Source organism: Streptomyces sp. NPDC007991 (assembly GCF_042958445.1).
Classification (GTDB): domain Bacteria; phylum Actinomycetota; class Actinomycetes; order Streptomycetales; family Streptomycetaceae; genus Streptomyces.
Window position 1 is genome coordinate 173,527 of the sequence record NZ_JBIBJD010000010.1, and the last position, 16,866, is coordinate 190,392.

The 16,866-nt window shown below is 70.2% G+C and carries 15 protein-coding genes; 13 read left to right on the top strand and 2 right to left on the bottom strand.

The genetic code is table 11. The annotated features are described in order from the left end of the window. Nucleotides 1–25: 25 nt before the first annotated feature. The 3 genes from ACFZDA_RS28260 (at nucleotide 26) to ACFZDA_RS28270 (ending at nucleotide 3,605) form a co-directional block, all read left to right on the top strand. Nucleotides 26–1,735 carry a site-2 protease family protein gene (locus tag ACFZDA_RS28260; RefSeq protein WP_391087236.1) on the top strand — a complete coding sequence of 570 codons (1,710 nt, stop codon included), beginning with the start codon at nucleotides 26–28 and terminating at the stop codon, nucleotides 1,733–1,735. Nucleotides 1,736–1,784: 49 nt separating this feature from the next. Beyond that, nucleotides 1,785–2,687, top strand: a complete 903-nt coding sequence (locus ACFZDA_RS28265) for a tRNA (adenine-N1)-methyltransferase (protein ID WP_010045361.1) — start codon at nucleotides 1,785–1,787, stop codon at nucleotides 2,685–2,687. Between the two features lie 339 nt (nucleotides 2,688–3,026). Further along, entirely contained in the window at nucleotides 3,027–3,605 is a 579-nt protein-coding gene (locus ACFZDA_RS28270) for a hypothetical protein (protein ID WP_391086784.1), read from the top strand. 59 nt (nucleotides 3,606–3,664) lie between these two features. Here ACFZDA_RS28270 and ACFZDA_RS28275 read toward each other — a convergent pair whose 3' ends face one another. Continuing rightward, nucleotides 3,665–3,970: a ferredoxin gene (locus tag ACFZDA_RS28275; protein ID WP_391086785.1), complete on the bottom strand. Its 306-nt coding sequence runs from the start codon at nucleotides 3,968–3,970 to the stop codon at nucleotides 3,665–3,667. A 246-nt stretch (nucleotides 3,971–4,216) separates the two neighbouring features. Between ACFZDA_RS28275 and arc the strand changes: the two genes are divergently transcribed. The 5 genes from arc (at nucleotide 4,217) to prcA (ending at nucleotide 10,137) form a co-directional block, all read left to right on the top strand. Beyond that, the gene (gene arc, locus ACFZDA_RS28280) at nucleotides 4,217–5,983 is read left to right on the top strand and encodes a proteasome ATPase (protein ID WP_356925541.1); all 1,767 of its coding nucleotides are present in this window, start codon (nucleotides 4,217–4,219) and stop codon (nucleotides 5,981–5,983) included. 234 nt (nucleotides 5,984–6,217) lie between these two features. After that, entirely contained in the window at nucleotides 6,218–7,729 is a 1,512-nt protein-coding gene (dop, locus tag ACFZDA_RS28285) for a depupylase/deamidase Dop (RefSeq protein WP_355848667.1), read from the top strand. A 178-nt stretch (nucleotides 7,730–7,907) separates the two neighbouring features. Beyond that, complete coding sequence (locus ACFZDA_RS28290) at nucleotides 7,908–8,126, top strand: ubiquitin-like protein Pup (protein ID WP_010045349.1); 219 nt, start codon at nucleotides 7,908–7,910, stop codon at nucleotides 8,124–8,126. A gap of 335 nt (nucleotides 8,127–8,461) precedes the next feature. Next, nucleotides 8,462–9,307 (top strand): proteasome subunit beta, encoded by an 846-nt coding sequence (gene prcB, locus ACFZDA_RS28295; protein ID WP_086564245.1) that lies wholly within the window; start codon nucleotides 8,462–8,464, stop codon nucleotides 9,305–9,307. Between the two features lie 68 nt (nucleotides 9,308–9,375). Then, nucleotides 9,376–10,137, top strand: coding sequence for a proteasome subunit alpha (gene prcA / locus ACFZDA_RS28300; RefSeq protein WP_391086789.1), 762 nt, complete (start codon nucleotides 9,376–9,378; stop codon nucleotides 10,135–10,137). Between the two features lie 316 nt (nucleotides 10,138–10,453). Here the strand turns inward: prcA and ACFZDA_RS28305 are convergent, their stop codons facing one another. Continuing rightward, nucleotides 10,454–11,470 carry a substrate-binding domain-containing protein gene (locus ACFZDA_RS28305; protein ID WP_391086791.1) on the bottom strand — a complete coding sequence of 339 codons (1,017 nt, stop codon included), beginning with the start codon at nucleotides 11,468–11,470 and terminating at the stop codon, nucleotides 10,454–10,456. Between the two features lie 88 nt (nucleotides 11,471–11,558). Between ACFZDA_RS28305 and ACFZDA_RS28310 the strand changes: the two genes are divergently transcribed. The 5 genes from ACFZDA_RS28310 to ACFZDA_RS28330 all read left to right on the top strand — a co-directional run bounded on the left by ACFZDA_RS28310 (nucleotide 11,559) and on the right by ACFZDA_RS28330 (nucleotide 16,861). Then, nucleotides 11,559–12,818 (top strand): MFS transporter, encoded by a 1,260-nt coding sequence (locus tag ACFZDA_RS28310; protein WP_391086793.1) that lies wholly within the window; start codon nucleotides 11,559–11,561, stop codon nucleotides 12,816–12,818. A 9-nt stretch (nucleotides 12,819–12,827) separates the two neighbouring features. Further along, a complete protein-coding gene (gene pafA, locus ACFZDA_RS28315) occupies nucleotides 12,828–14,189 on the top strand; it encodes a Pup--protein ligase (RefSeq protein WP_086564699.1) in 1,362 nt (453 codons plus the stop codon). Between the two features lie 130 nt (nucleotides 14,190–14,319). After that, complete coding sequence (locus ACFZDA_RS28320; RefSeq protein ID WP_391086795.1) at nucleotides 14,320–15,321, top strand: FKBP-type peptidyl-prolyl cis-trans isomerase; 1,002 nt, start codon at nucleotides 14,320–14,322, stop codon at nucleotides 15,319–15,321. A 61-nt stretch (nucleotides 15,322–15,382) separates the two neighbouring features. After that, nucleotides 15,383–15,754: an FKBP-type peptidyl-prolyl cis-trans isomerase gene (locus tag ACFZDA_RS28325; protein ID WP_391086797.1), complete on the top strand. Its 372-nt coding sequence runs from the start codon at nucleotides 15,383–15,385 to the stop codon at nucleotides 15,752–15,754. Nucleotides 15,755–15,883: 129 nt separating this feature from the next. Then, nucleotides 15,884–16,861, top strand: a complete 978-nt coding sequence (locus ACFZDA_RS28330) for a WYL domain-containing protein (protein WP_391086799.1) — start codon at nucleotides 15,884–15,886, stop codon at nucleotides 16,859–16,861. Nucleotides 16,862–16,866 lie beyond the last annotated feature (5 nt).

Here is a 16,866-nt window from a genome sequence, read left to right on the forward strand (position 1 = left end):
CGCGGACCGCCGGGAGGCCGATGCCCTGCGCAAGGCCTCCGCCGGCGGCGAGGACAACGGCAGCCGGCCGGACGGGGACGCGCACCCGGCCGATGCCCGCGGCCACGACGGCAGTCGCCGGTCGGAGGCCACGGCGCCCCCGGACCGCCCGGAGGCCGATGTCCTCCGAGAGGCTGCCGCCCGCGGCGAGGGGGAGGGCAGTGGATCGGCGGACGAGGACGCGCACCCGGACCGCGCCCGGGCCGATGCCCGCGGCCACGACGGCAGCCACCGGCCGGAGGCCACCGCGCAGCAGGACGGCCCCGAGGCCGATGCCCGCGGTGACCACGACGGCAGCCACCGGCCGGAGGCCCCCGGCCACCCCGAGCCCGATGCCCTGCGCAAGGCCCCCGCCCACGGCGAGCACCACGGCAGTCGGGCGGCCGAGGGTGACGCGCACCCCGACCGTGCCTATGCCGCCGGTCCGTACTCGGACTCTGCCGCGGGCAAGCCCGAGGCGAGCAGCCGGCACGCCACCCCCGGCGCCGGTGAGCGCCACCTCGCGCACTCGGCCGACGGCAAGGGACCCGCGCCCCAGCGCCCGGAGCCGCGAGGCGGGCTGCTGATGGGGCGGCCGTTCGGCGTGCCCGTCTACGTCGCGCCCAGCTGGTTCCTCGTCGCCGCGTTGATCACCTGGGTGTTCGGCGGACAGCTGGAGCGCGTGCTGCCCGAGCTCGGCGCCGCCCGCTACCTGGTCTCCCTGTTCTTCGCGGTCGCCTTCTACGCGTCCGTGCTGGTGCACGAGCTGGCCCACACGGTCGCCGCCCTCCGCTTCAAGCTCCCCGTCCGCCGCATCCAGCTCCAGTTCTTCGGCGGCGTCTCCGAGATCGAGAAGGAGGCCGAGACCCCCGGACGGGAGTTCGTGCTCGCCTTCGTCGGACCGCTGCTCTCCCTCGTCCTGGCCGGCGTCTTCTACGCCGCCCTGCAGACCGTGGAACCCGGCACGGTTCCGGGCGTCCTGCTGGCCGGCCTGATGATCTCCAACCTGATCGTGGCCGCGTTCAACCTCCTGCCCGGCCTGCCCCTGGACGGCGGCCGCATGCTCCGCGCGGTCGTCTGGAAGATCACCGGCAGGCCCATGACCGGCACCGTCGCCGCCGCCTGGGTCGGCCGCGCCCTCGCCGTCTCCGTCCTGATCGGTCTGCCCCTGCTGACCCAGTCCGGCGCCCTGGGCACCGACGCCGTGGACAACGTCGGCATGGACACCGTCCTGGACGCCCTGCTCGCCGCCATCCTCGCCGCGATCATCTGGACCGGCGCCGGCAACAGCCTGCGCATGGCCCGCCTGCGCGAGCACCTGCCCGAGCTGCGCGCCCGCGCGCTCACCCGCCGTGCCGTCCCGGTCGAGACCCACACCCCCCTTTCGGAGGCCCTGCGCCGTGCCAACGCCGCCGGTGCCCGCGCCCTGGTCGTCGTCGACGCCCACGGCAACCCCGTCTCCCTCGTCCGCGAGGCCGCCATCGTCGGCGTACCCGAACACCGCCGCCCGTGGGTCGCGGTCAGCGGCCTCGCCCAGGACCTGACCGACGGCATGCGCGTCTCGGCGGAACTGTCGGGCGAGGAGCTCCTGGACGCGCTCCGGGCCACCCCCGCGACCGAGTACCTGGTGGTCGAGGAGACCGGCGAGATCTACGGCGTGCTGTCCGCGGCCGATGTGGAGCGAGCCTTCGTGAAGGCCATGGCCCGCCCCTCCTAGAGGGCGGACCGTGGTCGGCGGCCCTCTCAGGTGCCGGTAGGCTGGTCACATGTCCGAACCGACCGGTGCCGCCCGCAGGCGCGGGCCCTTCAAGGTCGGGGACCAGGTACAGCTGACCGACCCCAAGGGCCGCCACTACACGTTCACGCTCGAGGCCGGGAAGAACTTCCACACCCACAAGGGTTCCTTCCCGCACGACGAACTGATCGGCGCTCCCGAGGGCAGCGTTGTCCGCACCACAGGAAACGTCGCCTATCTCGCGCTGCGCCCCCTGCTCCCCGACTACGTCCTGTCCATGCCCCGCGGGGCAGCCGTCGTCTACCCGAAGGACGCGGGGCAGATCCTCGCCTTCGCCGACATCTTTCCCGGCGCCCGCGTCGTGGAGGCCGGCGTCGGCTCCGGCTCGCTCAGCAGCTTCCTGCTGCGCGCCATCGGCGACCAGGGCATGCTGCACAGCTATGAGCGCCGCGCGGACTTCGCCGAGATCGCCCAGGCGAACGTGGAGCGCTACTTCGGCGGCCCGCACCCCGCCTGGCAGCTCACCGTCGGCGACCTCCAGGACAACCTCTCCGACACCGACGTCGACCGCGTCATCCTCGACATGCTCGCCCCCTGGGAGTGCCTGGAGGCCGTCTCCAAGGCGCTGGTCCCCGGCGGCATCCTGTGCTGCTACGTGGCGACCACCACCCAGCTCGCCCGGACCGTCGAGTCCATCCGCGAGATCGGCTGCTTCAACGAGCCGACCTCCTGGGAGACGATGATCCGCAACTGGCACATCGAGGGCCTGGCCGTCCGCCCGGACCACCGGATGATCGGCCACACCGGCTTCCTGCTCACGGCCCGCCGCCTCGCCGACGGCGTCGAGCCGCCCATGCGCCGTCGCCGCCCCGCCAAGGGCGCCTACGGCGAGGACTACGCCGGCCCCAACGCCGACGGCGGCACCGGCCGCTGACCCGGCCCGCCGTCCCGCACAACGCACAGGCGCCGTGGCGGAGTTCCCCGACCCACTGTGGGAACTGCGCCCCGGCGCCTTCCTGTTGCCGCGGGCCGCCGCCGCGGGTGAACCGGCGCATGTCCCCCTTGACCCGAAACAGGCTCCCGGCGACCCCCCTTGCCGACATGGCGCGGGGGCCCAGCGGTCCGCGACCGCACCTGTGCGCTGACAGCGGCAGGGACCGCAACCCTTCCGGCTTCCCCGGCACAGGACCTGCCCACCCCGCCGTTCCCTCGCGGTGTGACGTGTGGCACCATCTTGGCCACCCACCGGCACAGCCCTCAGGAGACACTCCTAGTGCAGCCTTCCGCCGTCCCGGAGCTCGCCCACACCCACACCCGCCCCATCCACTGGCTCGCCACCGCGACAGCCGTCGCCGGCGTCGTGGCCCTCTCCTCGCTCTTCCAGCCGGGAGCGGCCACAGCGGCCCAGCCGTCCGCACCCGAGACCAGAAGCGCACCGGCGAACGTGGCCGCGCCCGACCCGGCCGCGGTGGACTTCCCCATCGAGTGCGGCCCCGTGAAGGCAGTGGTGGAGAAGAAGGCCTCGGGGGACCTCGACGGCGACGGCATCCCCGAGACGGTCGCCGTGGTCCACTGCGACTCCCCGATGGGCACCCCGCCGGACGGCGTGTACGTCCTCACCCGGGGCCGGGACGGCGGCGCGCCGCGCGTGGTGGCGACCCTGCTCGACCCCAAGGACGGCACCACCGTCAGCGGCTTCGCCGTACGTGACGGCGCCGTCACGGCCGCGCTCCTCGGCTACTCGTCGTCCGATGTGCCGCGTTGCTGCCCCGATGTGCACAGCGACGCGAAATGGCGTTGGCAGAAGGGCGCGTTCGTGCGTTCCGCACCGGCCGGTGCCCGCAGCGTGTGAGGCTCCTGCGCCACCACGTGTGAGATATCAGACAGTAGTAACGGAACGTAGAGAAGTAGTCACTCCGCGTCCGGTCCGTAGACCTCGGTCCTGTCCGAAACTCGACGTACGTGGATGCAGTCGCCCGGACACTCCTTCGCCGAGTCGATCACGTCCGTGAGAAGCGGCAGCGGAACGGGCGTTGTCGCGCCCTTGTCCTGGAGCAACTCGTCGTCGGGGCTCTTCACATAGGCCAGACCGTCGATGTCCAGCTCGAACACCTCGGGCGCGTACTGGGCGCAGATGCCGTCACCGGTACACAGGTCCTGGTCGATCCAGACCTCCAGCGCCTCGCCGTCGACCCCGGCCTCCTGCTGCACGCTCATGTCTCCTGCCGTTTCCTGCGTCGAGCCGTACCGGGAATCCGGCCAGCTCTGACGGGTGTTGAACGCTTCGACCCTACCCCCGGCTGGGTTCCAATCATGTTCGCTGGGTATTCCCCTGGCGTGAGGGAGAGCGCAAGGGTGAAGATCGGACACACCCCGACCGTCTTTGTGATCTAGGGGTTTCAATCGACACCCGCCCAGGTAGGGTCTGGAAGCGTCCAGCTCCCCTTGGAGGAGGTGAGGACCGTGGCAGCCCACGACGACGACATGAACCGCGGCATCCGCCCGGGACGCGGGTCCGACGACCCGGCCGGGCAGATCGCCTACCTTGAGCAGGAGATCGCCGTCCTGCGACGCAAGCTCGCCGACTCTCCGCGACACACGAGGATTCTCGAAGAGCGGATCGTCGAGCTGCAGACCAATCTGGCCGGCGTGTCCGCGCAGAACGAGCGGCTCGCCAACACGCTCCGTGAGGCTCGTGACCAGATCGTGGCCCTCAAGGAGGAAGTCGACCGGCTCGCGCAGCCGCCGGCCGGCTTCGGTGTCTTCCTGACGGCCAACGAGGACGGCACCGCCGACATCTTCACCGGCGGCCGCAAGCTCAGGGTGAACGTCAGCCCCAGCGTCGAGCTCGACGAGCTCCGGCGCGGCCAGGAAGTGATGCTCAACGAAGCGCTCAACGTGGTCGACGCCATGGAGTTCGAGCGCGTCGGCGACATCGTCACACTCAAGGAGATCCTCGAGGACGGCGAGCGGGCCCTGGTGCTCGGGCACACCGACGAGGAGCGGGTGGTACGGCTCGCCGAGCCGCTGCTGGACGTCACCATCCGCCCCGGCGACGCCCTCCTGCTCGAACCCCGCTCCGGCTACGTCTACGAGGTCGTGCCCAAGAGCGAGGTCGAGGAGCTCGTCCTCGAAGAGGTCCCCGACATCGGCTACGAGCAGATCGGCGGTCTGGGCGGCCAGATCGAGGCCATCCGCGACGCCGTCGAGCTCCCGTACCTCTACCCGGACCTGTTCAAGGAGCACGAACTGCGGCCGCCGAAGGGTGTCCTGCTGTACGGGCCCCCCGGATGCGGTAAGACCCTGATCGCCAAGGCCGTGGCCAACTCGCTGGCCAAGAAGGTCGCCGAGGTGACCGGCCAGGCCGCCGGCAAGAGCTTCTTCCTCAACATCAAGGGCCCCGAGCTGCTGAACAAGTACGTCGGTGAGACGGAGCGGCAGATCCGCCTCGTCTTCCAGCGGGCCCGTGAGAAGGCCAGCGAGGGCACCCCCGTCATCGTCTTCTTCGACGAGATGGAGTCCCTCTTCCGCACCCGTGGCTCCGGTGTCAGCTCGGACGTGGAGAACACCATCGTCCCGCAGCTGCTCGCCGAGATCGACGGCGTGGAGGGCCTGCAGAACGTGGTCGTGATCGGTGCCTCCAACCGTGAGGACATGATCGACCCCGCCATCCTGCGTCCCGGCCGGCTGGACGTGAAGATCAAGATCGAGCGTCCGGACGCCGAGGCGGCCAAGGACATCTTCGGCAAGTACCTCACCGAGCGCCTCCCGCTGCACAGCGAGGACCTCGCCGAGCACAGCGGATCCAAGGCGGCCACGGTCCAGAGCATGATCCAGACGGCTGTCGAACAGATGTACGCCGAATCCGAGGAGAACCGCTTCCTGGAGGTCACCTACGCCAACGGTGACAAGGAAGTCCTCTACTTCAAGGACTTCAACTCCGGCGCCATGATCGAGAACATCGTGGGCCGCGCCAAGAAGATGGCGATCAAGGACTTCCTCGAGAAGAACCAGAAGGGCCTCAGGGTCTCCCACCTCCTCCAGGCCTGCGTGGACGAGTTCAAGGAGAACGAGGACCTGCCCAACACCACCAACCCGGACGACTGGGCCCGGATCTCCGGAAAGAAGGGCGAACGGATCGTGTACATCCGTACGCTCATCACCGGAAAGCAGGGCGCGGACACCGGACGCTCCATCGACACGGTGGCGAACACCGGTCAGTACCTGTAAAAGGCAGGGCGGCTGCGGGTGCCCTCGGCGGGTACCCGCAGCCGACTGTTTTTCAGGCCACGGCTGGAGCAACGCAATGACGCAAATGATCTCCCCACCAGCGCAAAGGCGTTCTAGGCTCTTGCGTACCGCCACGTCGCACAGTGCGGGGACGGGCACCGCACACGCAACCGAGCGCCAGCGGTATCTGAGTGGCGCCCACGACCGAGGGCGCCGCCGGGCAAGGAGGGCCGCATGACCGTACGGCGAGTAATGGGCATCGAGACGGAGTACGGAATCTCCGTCCCCGGCCACCCCAACGCCAATGCCATGCTCACCTCGTCCCAGATCGTGAACGCCTACGCGGCGGCGATGCACCGGGCCCGCCGGGCCCGCTGGGACTTCGAGGAGGAGAACCCGCTGCGGGACGCCCGAGGCTTCGACCTCGCCCGCGAGGCCGCCGACTCCAGCCAGCTCACCGACGAGGACATCGGCCTGGCCAACGTGATCCTCACCAACGGCGCACGGCTCTACGTCGACCACGCACACCCCGAGTACAGCGCGCCCGAGGTCACCAACCCGCGGGACGCCGTCCTCTGGGACAAGGCCGGCGAGCGGATCATGGCGGAGGCCGCGGAACGGGCCGCCCAGCTACCCGGTGCCCAGCCGATCCACCTGTACAAGAACAACACCGACAACAAGGGCGCGTCCTACGGCACGCACGAGAACTACCTGATGAAGCGGGAGACCCCCTTCTCGGACATCGTGCGCCACCTGACGCCGTTCTTCGTCTCCCGCCAGGTCTTCACCGGCGCGGGCCGCGTCGGCATCGGCCAGGACGGGCACGAGCACGGCTTCCAGCTCAGTCAGCGGGCCGACTACTTCGAGGTCGAGGTCGGCCTGGAGACGACGCTCAAGCGCCCGATCATCAACACCCGCGACGAGCCGCACGCGGACGCCGAGAAGTACCGCCGGCTGCACGTGATCATTGGCGACGCGAACCTCTCGGAGATCTCGACCTACCTCAAGCTGGGGACGACCTCCCTGGTCCTGTCGATGATCGAGGACGGCTTCATCGCCGTCGACCTGGCCGTCGACCAGCCCGTCCGCACCCTCCACCAGGTCTCGCACGACCCGTCCCTGAAGCGCCTGGTCACGCTGCGCAGCGGCCGTACGCTCACGGCGGTCCAGCTTCAGATGGAGTACTACGAGCTCGCGCGCAAGTACGTGGAGGAGCGGTTCGGCGCGGACGCCGACGACCAGACCAAGGACGTCCTCTCGCGCTGGGAGGACACCCTCACCCGTCTGGAGCACGACCCGATGAGCCTGGCCGGCGAGCTGGACTGGGTCGCCAAGCGGGAGCTCATGGAGGGCTACCGGCGCCGGGACAGCCTCGACTGGGACGCGGCGCGGCTGCACCTGGTCGACCTGCAGTATGCCGACGTACGGCCCGAGAAGGGCCTGTACAACCGTCTGGTGGCCCGCGGGCGCATGAAGCGGCTGCTGGACGAGGCGGACGTCGAGCGGGCCCGTACGGCGCCGCCGGAGGACACGCGCGCCTACTTCCGCGGCCGCTGCCTGGAGCAGTACGCGGACGACGTTGCGGCGGCCTCCTGGGATTCGGTGATCTTCGACCTGCCGGGCCGCGATTCCCTCCAGCGCGTTCCAACCCTGGAACCGCTTCGCGGAACGCGTAATCACGTCAAGGAGCTTCTGGACCGCTGCCGCACCGCGGAAGACCTGGTCAGGGTCCTTTCGGGAGGGTGAGCGCGGTCAACGGGTACTCGGGTGGAGCCCGCCGGACAGGGTGGAAAATCCCAGGTCCGGGAATCATCGAGGTGGTCCCCGTACGTTGGAGCAACAGCGGGGCCATTGTCAGACCCGGCGAGTAGGGTCTGATCTTGACCGAGCAACTGTGTCGGGCGAACCGAGCGGGGTGAGGGATATGGCGACCAAGGACACCGGCGGCGGACAGCAGAAGGCCACCCGGTCCACCGAGGAGGTCGAGGAGCAGGCGGCAGAGGCGCAGGCTTCGGAGGACGTCAAGGAGCGTCACGAGAAGCTGAGCGACGACGTGGACTCGGTTCTGGACGAGATCGACGACGTCCTCGAGGAGAACGCCGAGGACTTCGTGCGTTCCTTCGTTCAAAAGGGTGGTCAGTAAGGCGCCTGAGCCTTCATTCCGAAGGTGAGCGGGGTGTCGTGAGTGAGGGACGAGCCGAGCGCGGAGCGCTGCGCGCGGGGCACCGCAGGACCTGATGCCCCCGTGTGCGGCGCTCCGGGCGTCGGTGGCGCCCGGAGCCGGTGGCCCGCCGGGTGGGAGGGCCGGCAAGTGCGGCGAGGCTCCCGCGGAGTTGGTCCCGCCGGGCATGTGGATCACCGCCGAAGGACGGGTAGGGTCCGTGGCATACCAAGCCCCCGGCCGCGACCGGACCGGGGTTGTTCCAAGGATCGGCCCGACGTCACAGGGCGGGCTGTCGCATACGTGGAAGGAATCGCGTGGAAGCCAACACTCGTAGCACCGGGCGTCTACCAGCTGCCTTCCTGACGCCAGGGTCTTCCTCCTTCATGGATTTCCTCTCCGATCACCAGCCCGAACTGCTGCCGGGCAACAAGAAGTTGCCGCCGGTGCAGGGCGCCATCGAGGCGCCGCACGGCACGACGATCGTGGCCGTGACGTTCCCAGGCGGCGTCGTCCTCGCCGGTGACCGGCGGGCCACCATGGGCAACGTCATCGCGCAGCGGGACATCGAGAAGGTCTTCCCGGCCGACGAGTACTCGGCCGTGGGCATCGCCGGTACGGCGGGTCTGGCCGTGGAGATGGTGAAGCTGTTCCAGCTGGAGCTGGAGCACTTCGAGAAGGTCGAGGGCGCGCAGCTGTCGCTGGAGGGCAAGGCGAACCGGCTGTCGACGATGATCCGCTCCAACCTCGCCATGGCCATGCAGGGGCTGGCCGTCGTCCCGCTGTTCGCCGGGTACGACGTGGACCGGGAGAAGGGCCGGATCTTCTCCTACGACGTCACGGGCGGGCGCTCCGAGGAGCAGAACTTCGCGGCCACGGGTTCCGGGTCGATCTTCGCTCGCGGCGCCATGAAGAAGCTCTTCCGGGACGACCTGAGCGAAGCCGAGGCCACGACGCTCGTGGTCCAGGCGCTCTACGACGCGGCAGACGACGACTCGGCGACCGGCGGTCCCGATGTCGCCCGCCGGATCTATCCCATCGTCACCGTGATCACCGAGGACGGCTTCCGCCGGCTCTCCGAGAACGAGTCGTCCGAGATCGCGCGGTCGGTTCTGGAGCGGCGGCTGGAGCAGCCCGACGGTCCGCGGGCCGCGCTGCTGTGAGCGGCGGCTGTCTTCATGAGGGTGGTCCAGTGAACCGACGGAATCTTCAAGAGAGGGACGGATAACCGGTGTCGACGCCGTTCTATGTCTCACCCCAGCAGGCGATGGCCGACCGGGCGGAGTACGCCCGCAAGGGCATCGCGCGTGGTCGCAGCCTGGTCGTGCTGCAGTACGCCGACGGCATCGTGTTCGTCGGGGAGAACCCGTCCCGTGCGCTGCACAAGTTCAGCGAGATCTATGACCGGATCGGCTTCGCGGCCGCCGGCAAGTACAACGAGTACGAGAACCTGCGGATCGGCGGCGTGCGCTACGCCGACCTGCGGGGTTACACCTACGACCGGGGCGATGTGACGGCCCGGGGCCTGGCGAACGTGTACGCGCAGACGCTGGGCACGATCTTCTCCAGCGCGGCGGAGAAGCCGTACGAGGTGGAGCTGGTCGTCGCGGAGGTCGGGGAGACGCCCGAGGGCGACCAGATCTACCGGTTGCCGCATGACGGCTCCATCGTGGACGAGCACGGCTCGGTCGCGGTCGGGGGCAACGCGGAACAGATCAGCAGCTATCTGGACCAGCGGCACCAGGACGGTATGACGCTGGCCGAGGCGCTGAAGCTGGCGGTGCAGGCGCTGTCGCGCGACACGAACGGCAGCGAGCGGGAGATTCCCGCGGAGCGGCTGGAAGTGGCGGTGCTGGACCGGACGCGGCCGCAGAAGCGCAAGTTCAAGCGGATCAGTGGGCGCCAGCTGGGCCGGCTGCTGGAGGCGGACGGGGCGACCACGGCGTCGGAGGCCGAGGCGGACACCGCGGCGGAGGCGTCTGACGACGAGTGATCTCCACTGCCGCGCGCCCCTCGCCGTTGTGCGGCTGGGGCGCGCGGTCTTGTGCCTGCGGCGGCCTGCGGCTGCTTCGGTGGGGGTGCGCGTAGCGCCTGCGCGGCGGTAGTGGGTCGGGGCCGCGCCGGGGGGTGTCCGTCCTCGGAACGGCGCGATGGGGTCGGGGACCGGCTGACTGTCCGTTGACGCGCCAACCGCTGCGGGCGGACACCCCCCGACACGTCCCCTTCGCGCCGTGCGCGGGTGCGGGTGCGTCTCGCCGTACTCCGCTCCGCCGGGTTGCGCAGTGCCCCGGCCCGGACACCAACGGCCGTTACGCCGCTCCCGGCGGTGCCGTGGAGGCCCGTACGACCAGCCGCACGGGGATGTCCCCGCCCTCGGGCTCGCGGCCCTCCAGGACGGCCAGGAGCGCCGCCATGCCCCGTTCTCCGAACAGCTCGGCGTCCAGGCGGACCGTCGTCAGCTCCGGGTCGATCGCCGTGGCCAGGGCCAGATCGTCCAGGCCGGTGACCGACAGGTCGTCCGGGACGCGCAGGCCCAGGCGGCGGGCTGCCTTGTACGTGCCGGCGGCCAGGAGATCGTCGTCGCAGACCACCGCCGTGGGGCGGGGGCCGGGCGCCGAGAGGGCGGTTTCGGCCGCGGTCACCGCGCCCTTGATGGAGATCGGTGAGCGAGCCGTACGGACGGACGTGCCGGGCACCCCGGCCAGGCGGGCCGCCAGCTCCCGGGCGCGTACCTCGAAGGTCCAGGACGGTACGTCCGCCGCGAGGTGGAGGAACCGGCGATGGCCCAGGGACAGAAGGTGTTCCGCGACCTGGCGGACACCGTCGGCGATGTCCAGGTTGACCGTCGCCGCCCCCAGGCTGCCCCCCGGGTCACTGTCCAGCATCACCAGCGGCAGCGCCTCCCCGCGGATCGCGCTGAGCGCGTCCGCGGCCATGGAGGACGCGATGACGCCGTCGAGGGCGGCCTGCGCGGAGGCGAAGGGGTCCCGGGCGGGGCCGATGCCCTCGGGGGAGGGGTAGAGGACCACGCCGAAGCCGTGCGCGGCGGCGACGCGGGTGGCGCCCGTGTAGACACCGGCGAAGAACTCGGTGGTCAGGGCCGGGACCACTAGGAGGACCGTGCGGGTACGGCCCAGGCGCAGGTTGCGGGCGGCCAGGTTCGGGCGGTAGCCCAGCTCGCGGGCCGCCTCGCGGACCCGCTGAGCGGTTGCCTCCGAGACGCGGCCGTGCCATTTGTCCCCCAGGACCAGGGAGACCGCCGCCTGGGACACGCCGGCGGCCTGGGCGACGTCCCGGCTCGTGGGGCGGGTGCTGCCTCGTGCCACCGTCGGGATGCTCCTTCGTCTGGACGCGTGAACAGCGGCCATGGTACGTATGGAGGCAGACGTTATACGTAAAACTTGGGCGGGGGACATGGTCACGGGATACCTGGAGATCCTTCGGGCGCGACACGCCGCCCGGCTGCTCGTCGGCACGCTCGTCGGCCGGCTGCCCAACGCCACGGCGGCCATCGCGATCCTGCTGTTCGTACGGGCCGAAGGCGGTTCGTACAGCCTCGCCGGGGCGCTCGCGGGCGTGTACGGCGTCGCCAACGCCGTGGGGCAGCCGGTGCTGGGCCGGCTCGTGGACCTGCGCGGGCAGCCGCGCGTGCAGCTGCCGGCGGCCGTCCTCTCCGCGCTCGCCATGGCCCTCTTCGCCTTCGCCGGGATCGGATCGCTGCCGCTCGCGTATGCCGCCGTGGCCGCTGCCGGGCTCTTCACGCCGCCCCTGGAAGGCGGGCTGCGGGCCCTGTGGTCGTCCGTCCTCCGCAAGGAGGAACACGTGCACACCGCGTACGCCATGGACGCCGTGGCCCAAGAGGTGATGTTCACCGTCGGGCCGCTGCTCGTGACGCTGTGCGTGTCCCTGTGGTCCGCCCAGGCCGCGCTGCTCGTGCTGAACGCGGCCGGGGTGCTGGGTGCGCTGTCCGTGGTGGTGTCGCCGCCCTCGCGCGCGTGGCGGTCGGCGCCGCGTGAGGCGCACTGGCTGGGCGCGCTGCGCTCGGCGGGGCTGCTGGCGCTGCTGGCGGCGTTCCTGTTCATCGGGATGGCGCTCGGGTCCATCACGGTCGCCTCGGTGCCCTACGCGGACGACCACGGGGGTGACGTCGTGTACGGCTGGCTGATGGCGGCCCTGGGGTTCGGGGCGCTGGTCGGCGGCGCGGTGTACGGGGCCCGGCAGTGGGCCGGTGAGCCCGCCCGGCGACTGCGTGTGCTGGTGGCCCTTCTGGTGGTGTGTTACCTGCCGTTGATGCTCATGCCGGACGCGGTGCCGATGGTGGCGCTGACCGCGCTCGCCGGGGTCTTCCTCGCGCCCGCAATCGCCTGTGCGTTCGTCCTGGTCGACCGGCACGCGCCGCGCGGCACGGTCACCGAGGCGTTCTCCTGGCTGGTGACGACGTTCACCGTGGGCCACTCGGCCGGAACGGGCGTCGCGGGGCCCGTGGTAGAGACGGGCGGGGCCCTGTGGGGCTTCGTCCTGCCGGGTGCCGCGGGTGGCGTGTCCCTGCTGGTTTTGACGGCCACGGGGCGGGTACTCGCAGCTCCCGGCGGGGGAGCGGTGGTTGCCGCCGGTTCGGAAAATGATCCAAACCGTGCCGTCGAACCCCGTTTCAGTTCAGGGGATCGGGCGTAATGTTCCCTCATGGACCGCCGCATTTTCGGGCTGGAGAACGAGTACGGCGTCACGTGCACGTTCAGGGGACAGCGCCGCCTGTCTCCTGACGAGGTGGCGCGGTACCTCTTCCGCCGTGTCGTGTCATGGGGCCGCAGCAGCAATGTCTTTCTGCGAAACGGCGCCCGCCTCTATCTCGACGTGGGTTCACATCCGGAATACGCCACACCGGAATGTGACAACGTGATCGAACTGGTCACCCACGACAAAGCGGGCGAGCGCATTCTCGAAGGACTCCTGGTGGACGCCGAACGACGCCTGCACGAGGAGGGAATCGCGGGCGACGTCTACCTCTTCAAGAACAACACCGATTCGGCGGGCAACTCCTACGGCTGCCACGAGAACTATCTGGTCGCCCGGCACGGGGAGTTCTCCCGGCTCGCGGACATTCTGATTCCGTTCCTGGTCACACGGCAGTTGCTGTGCGGCGCGGGCAAGGTGCTCCAGACGCCGCGCGGTGCCGTGTACTGCGTCAGCCAGCGGGCCGAGCACATCTGGGAAGGCGTCTCCTCGGCGACGACCCGCTCCCGGCCGATCATCAACACGCGTGACGAGCCGCACGCGGACGCCGAGCGCTACCGCCGCCTGCACGTGATCGTGGGCGACTCCAACATGTCCGAGACGACCATGCTGCTCAAGGTCGGCGCCACCGACCTGGTGCTGCGCATGATCGAGGCGGGCACCGTGATGCGGGACCTCACCCTGGAGAACCCGATCCGGGCGATCCGCGAGGTCAGCCACGACATCACCGGCCGCCGCAAGGTCCGCCTGGCCAGCGGCCGCGAGGCCTCCGCCCTGGAGGTGCAGCGCGAGTACTACGAGAAGGCCGTGGACTTCTGCGAGCGCCGCGGCATCCGCACCGGCACCGTCGAGCAGGTCCTGGAGCTGTGGGGCCGCACCCTGGACGCGATCGAGACCGAGGACCTCGACCGCATCGGCACCGAGATCGACTGGGTCATGAAGTACAAGCTCCTGGAGCGGTACCGGGCCAAGCACAACATGACCATGTCGCATCCGCGTGTCGCGCAGATAGACCTCGCCTACCACGACATCCACCGCCGTCGTGGCCTGTACTACCTGCTCGAGAAGAAGGGTCAGGCAGCACGCGTCTGCAACGACTTGAAGATCTTCGAGGGCAAGTCCGTTCCGCCGCAGACCACTCGGGCCCGGCTGCGCGGCGACTTCATCCGGCGCGCGCAGGAACAGCGCCGTGACTTCACGGTCGACTGGGTGCACCTCAAGCTCAACGACCAGGCCCAGCGCACCGTGTTGTGCAAGGACCCGTTCCGTTCCGTGGACGACCGGGTGGAGAAGCTGATCGCCGGAATGTGAGGAAATGCGCCGGCGGGGAAATCGCCGGAACGCCACACAGGCGCCGTACGTTACAAGTACGGCGCCCTTCTCACGCCGTAGAGTTGCGCGCACGCCATCAACGAGATCGACCGATTACGAGGCCCCCACAGTGCGCCGACGCTCACTTCTCATCTCCGTACCCGCCGGACTGGCCACGCTCGCCGCATGCGGTGACGACAAGTCCGAGTCGAGCAAGGCCAGCGACAGCCCGTCGCCCTCGGCGTCGGCCCCGTCCGCGGCCCTGCCGCCGAAGATCGTCGACGGTCCGCTGCCGGCGGTCACCGCGGGCACGAAGTTCGACGAGAAGCCGACGATCGCCAAGGGCAGCGGCGAGCCGTCGAAGCAGCTCGCGGTGAAGACCCTGATCGCGGGCAGCGGCAAGACCGTCGCGGAGAACGACTTCGTCGTCGCGAACTACCTGGGCCAGGTCTGGAGCACCGCCAAGGTCTTCGACAACTCCTACGACCGCAAGGCCCGCCTGGCCATCCAGCTCACCCAGGGCCAGATCATCGACGGCTGGCGGTACGCGCTGACCGGCAAGAAGGCCGGCAGCCGTGTCGAGATGGCCGTCCCGCCCACCTGGGGGTACGGCTCGCAGGGCAACCCGCAGGCGGGCATCAAGGGCACCGACACCCTGGTCTTCGTCGTCGACGTGCAGGACACGTTCAACGCCAAGAGCTCCGCCCAGGGCAAGAAGGTCCCGCAGGACGACGCGGACCTGCCCAAGGTCGGCACCAACACCGACGGCAAGGCGCCCTCCATCGAGGTGCCCAAGGCGGCCGCCCCGAAGAAGCTCGTCGCGGAGTACGTCCTGGAGGGCGACGGCGAGGAGGTCGCCGCCGACAACAGCGTCCTGGTGCAGTACAAGGGCGTGCTGTGGGACGGCGGCAAGGAGTTCGACTCGTCGTACGCCAACAAGCAGCTGGTGTCGTTCTCGCTCCAGCAGGTCGTCAAGGGCTGGGCGCAGGGCCTGACCGGCAAGAAGGTCGGCAGCCGCGTGCTCATCGTCATCCCGCCGAAGCTGGGCTACGGGGACAACCCGCCGCAGGGCAGCGGCATCAAGAAGGACTCCACGCTGGTCTTTTCCGTGGACATCCTCGCGAAGCTGTGACGCGCCCGGGATGTAAGACTGTGCGTGTTCGCCTTTCCGCAGACAAGCAGGAGCTACAGACGTGAGCATCGACAAGCCCGAGGTCGACTTCCCGGGCGGCGAGCCCCCGGCGGACCTCGAGATCAAGGACATCTGGGAAGGCGACGGCCCGGTCGCGCAGGCGGGCCAGACCGTCACCGTGCACTACGTCGGTGTCGCTTTCAGCACGGGCGAGGAGTTCGACGCCAGCTGGAACCGCGGCACCCCCTTCCGCTTCCCGCTGGGCGGCGGCCGGGTCATCAAGGGCTGGGACCAGGGCGTGCAGGGCATGAAGGTCGGCGGCCGCCGCCAGCTGATCATCCCCGCCCACCTCGCCTACGGCAACCAGAGCCCGTCCCCTCTGATCAAGCCGGGCGAGACGCTGATCTTCGTGGTCGACCTGCTCGGCGTCTGAGCAGGATCCGGACAGACTCGATCACGTGGGGCCCATGCCTGTTCGGGCATGGGCCCTCGGCTTTTGCCGTACCACCGTGTGGCGGTACGGTCATCGCTCGTAAGCACCATAGGGAGGCGAAGCGCGTCGATGGCCATTGCCAAGGCCGAGCGGCTGATGAACCTGGCGCTGTGTCTGCTGGGGACGCGGCGGCCGCTCAGCAAGCGTGAGCTGCGCGACTCCATCGAGGCCTACGTCGAGGCCTTCGGGCCGGGCAACGGCGCGGGCGGCAACGACGACTCCTTCAACCGCATGTTCGAGCGCGACAAGGACGACCTGCGCGAACTCGGACTGGTCATCGAAACCGTCGAGAGCCTCGACGGCGAAGTCGGCTATCTGGCCCGCCGCGACAGCAACCGCCTCCCGCCCATCACCCTGGACGCCGAGGAGGCCGCCGCGCTCGGGCTCGCCGCCAAGGTGTGGCAGCAGGCCCGGCTCGCCGGTGCCGCCAGCGGCGCCCTCCAGAAGCTGCGCGCGGCCGGACTCCCCGAGGACGTCGACCCGTACGGGGCGCACGGCGCGCTGGAGCCGCGCATCCCCGTGCACGAGGCGGCGTTCGAGCCGCTGATGCTCGCCTGCCGGGACCGCCGGCCCGTCGTGTTCGACTACCGCAAGGCCACCGCCGCCCGCCCGGAGCAGCGGCATGTGGAGCCATGGGCGCTGGAGTGCTGGCGGGGCCACTGGTATCTGGCGGGCTGGGACCGCGACCGGGGCGCCGAGCGGGTCTTCCGCCTGTCCCGGATCACCGGCAAGGTCCGCTCGCGCGGCGGCCGGTACACCGCTGACGTTCCGGACGTCGTCACCGTCCGTGAGACCGTCGCGCGCTGGGCCGGGGAGATCACCGACCGCTCGGCGCGGATCCGGCTGCGCTCGGCCGCGGGGTACCCCCTTCGGGCGAAGGCCACCTCGGTCCGGGAACTCGGTGACGGCTGGGACGAGTTGGAGATTCCGTACGGGCACGGGCTGGACGCCTGGCTGGTGGAGTTCGGGCCGGACGTGGTCGTCCTGGAGCCCGCCGAGCTGCGGGCCGACGTGGTGGACCGGCTACGGGCCGTGGCCAAGGGCTGAGGGGG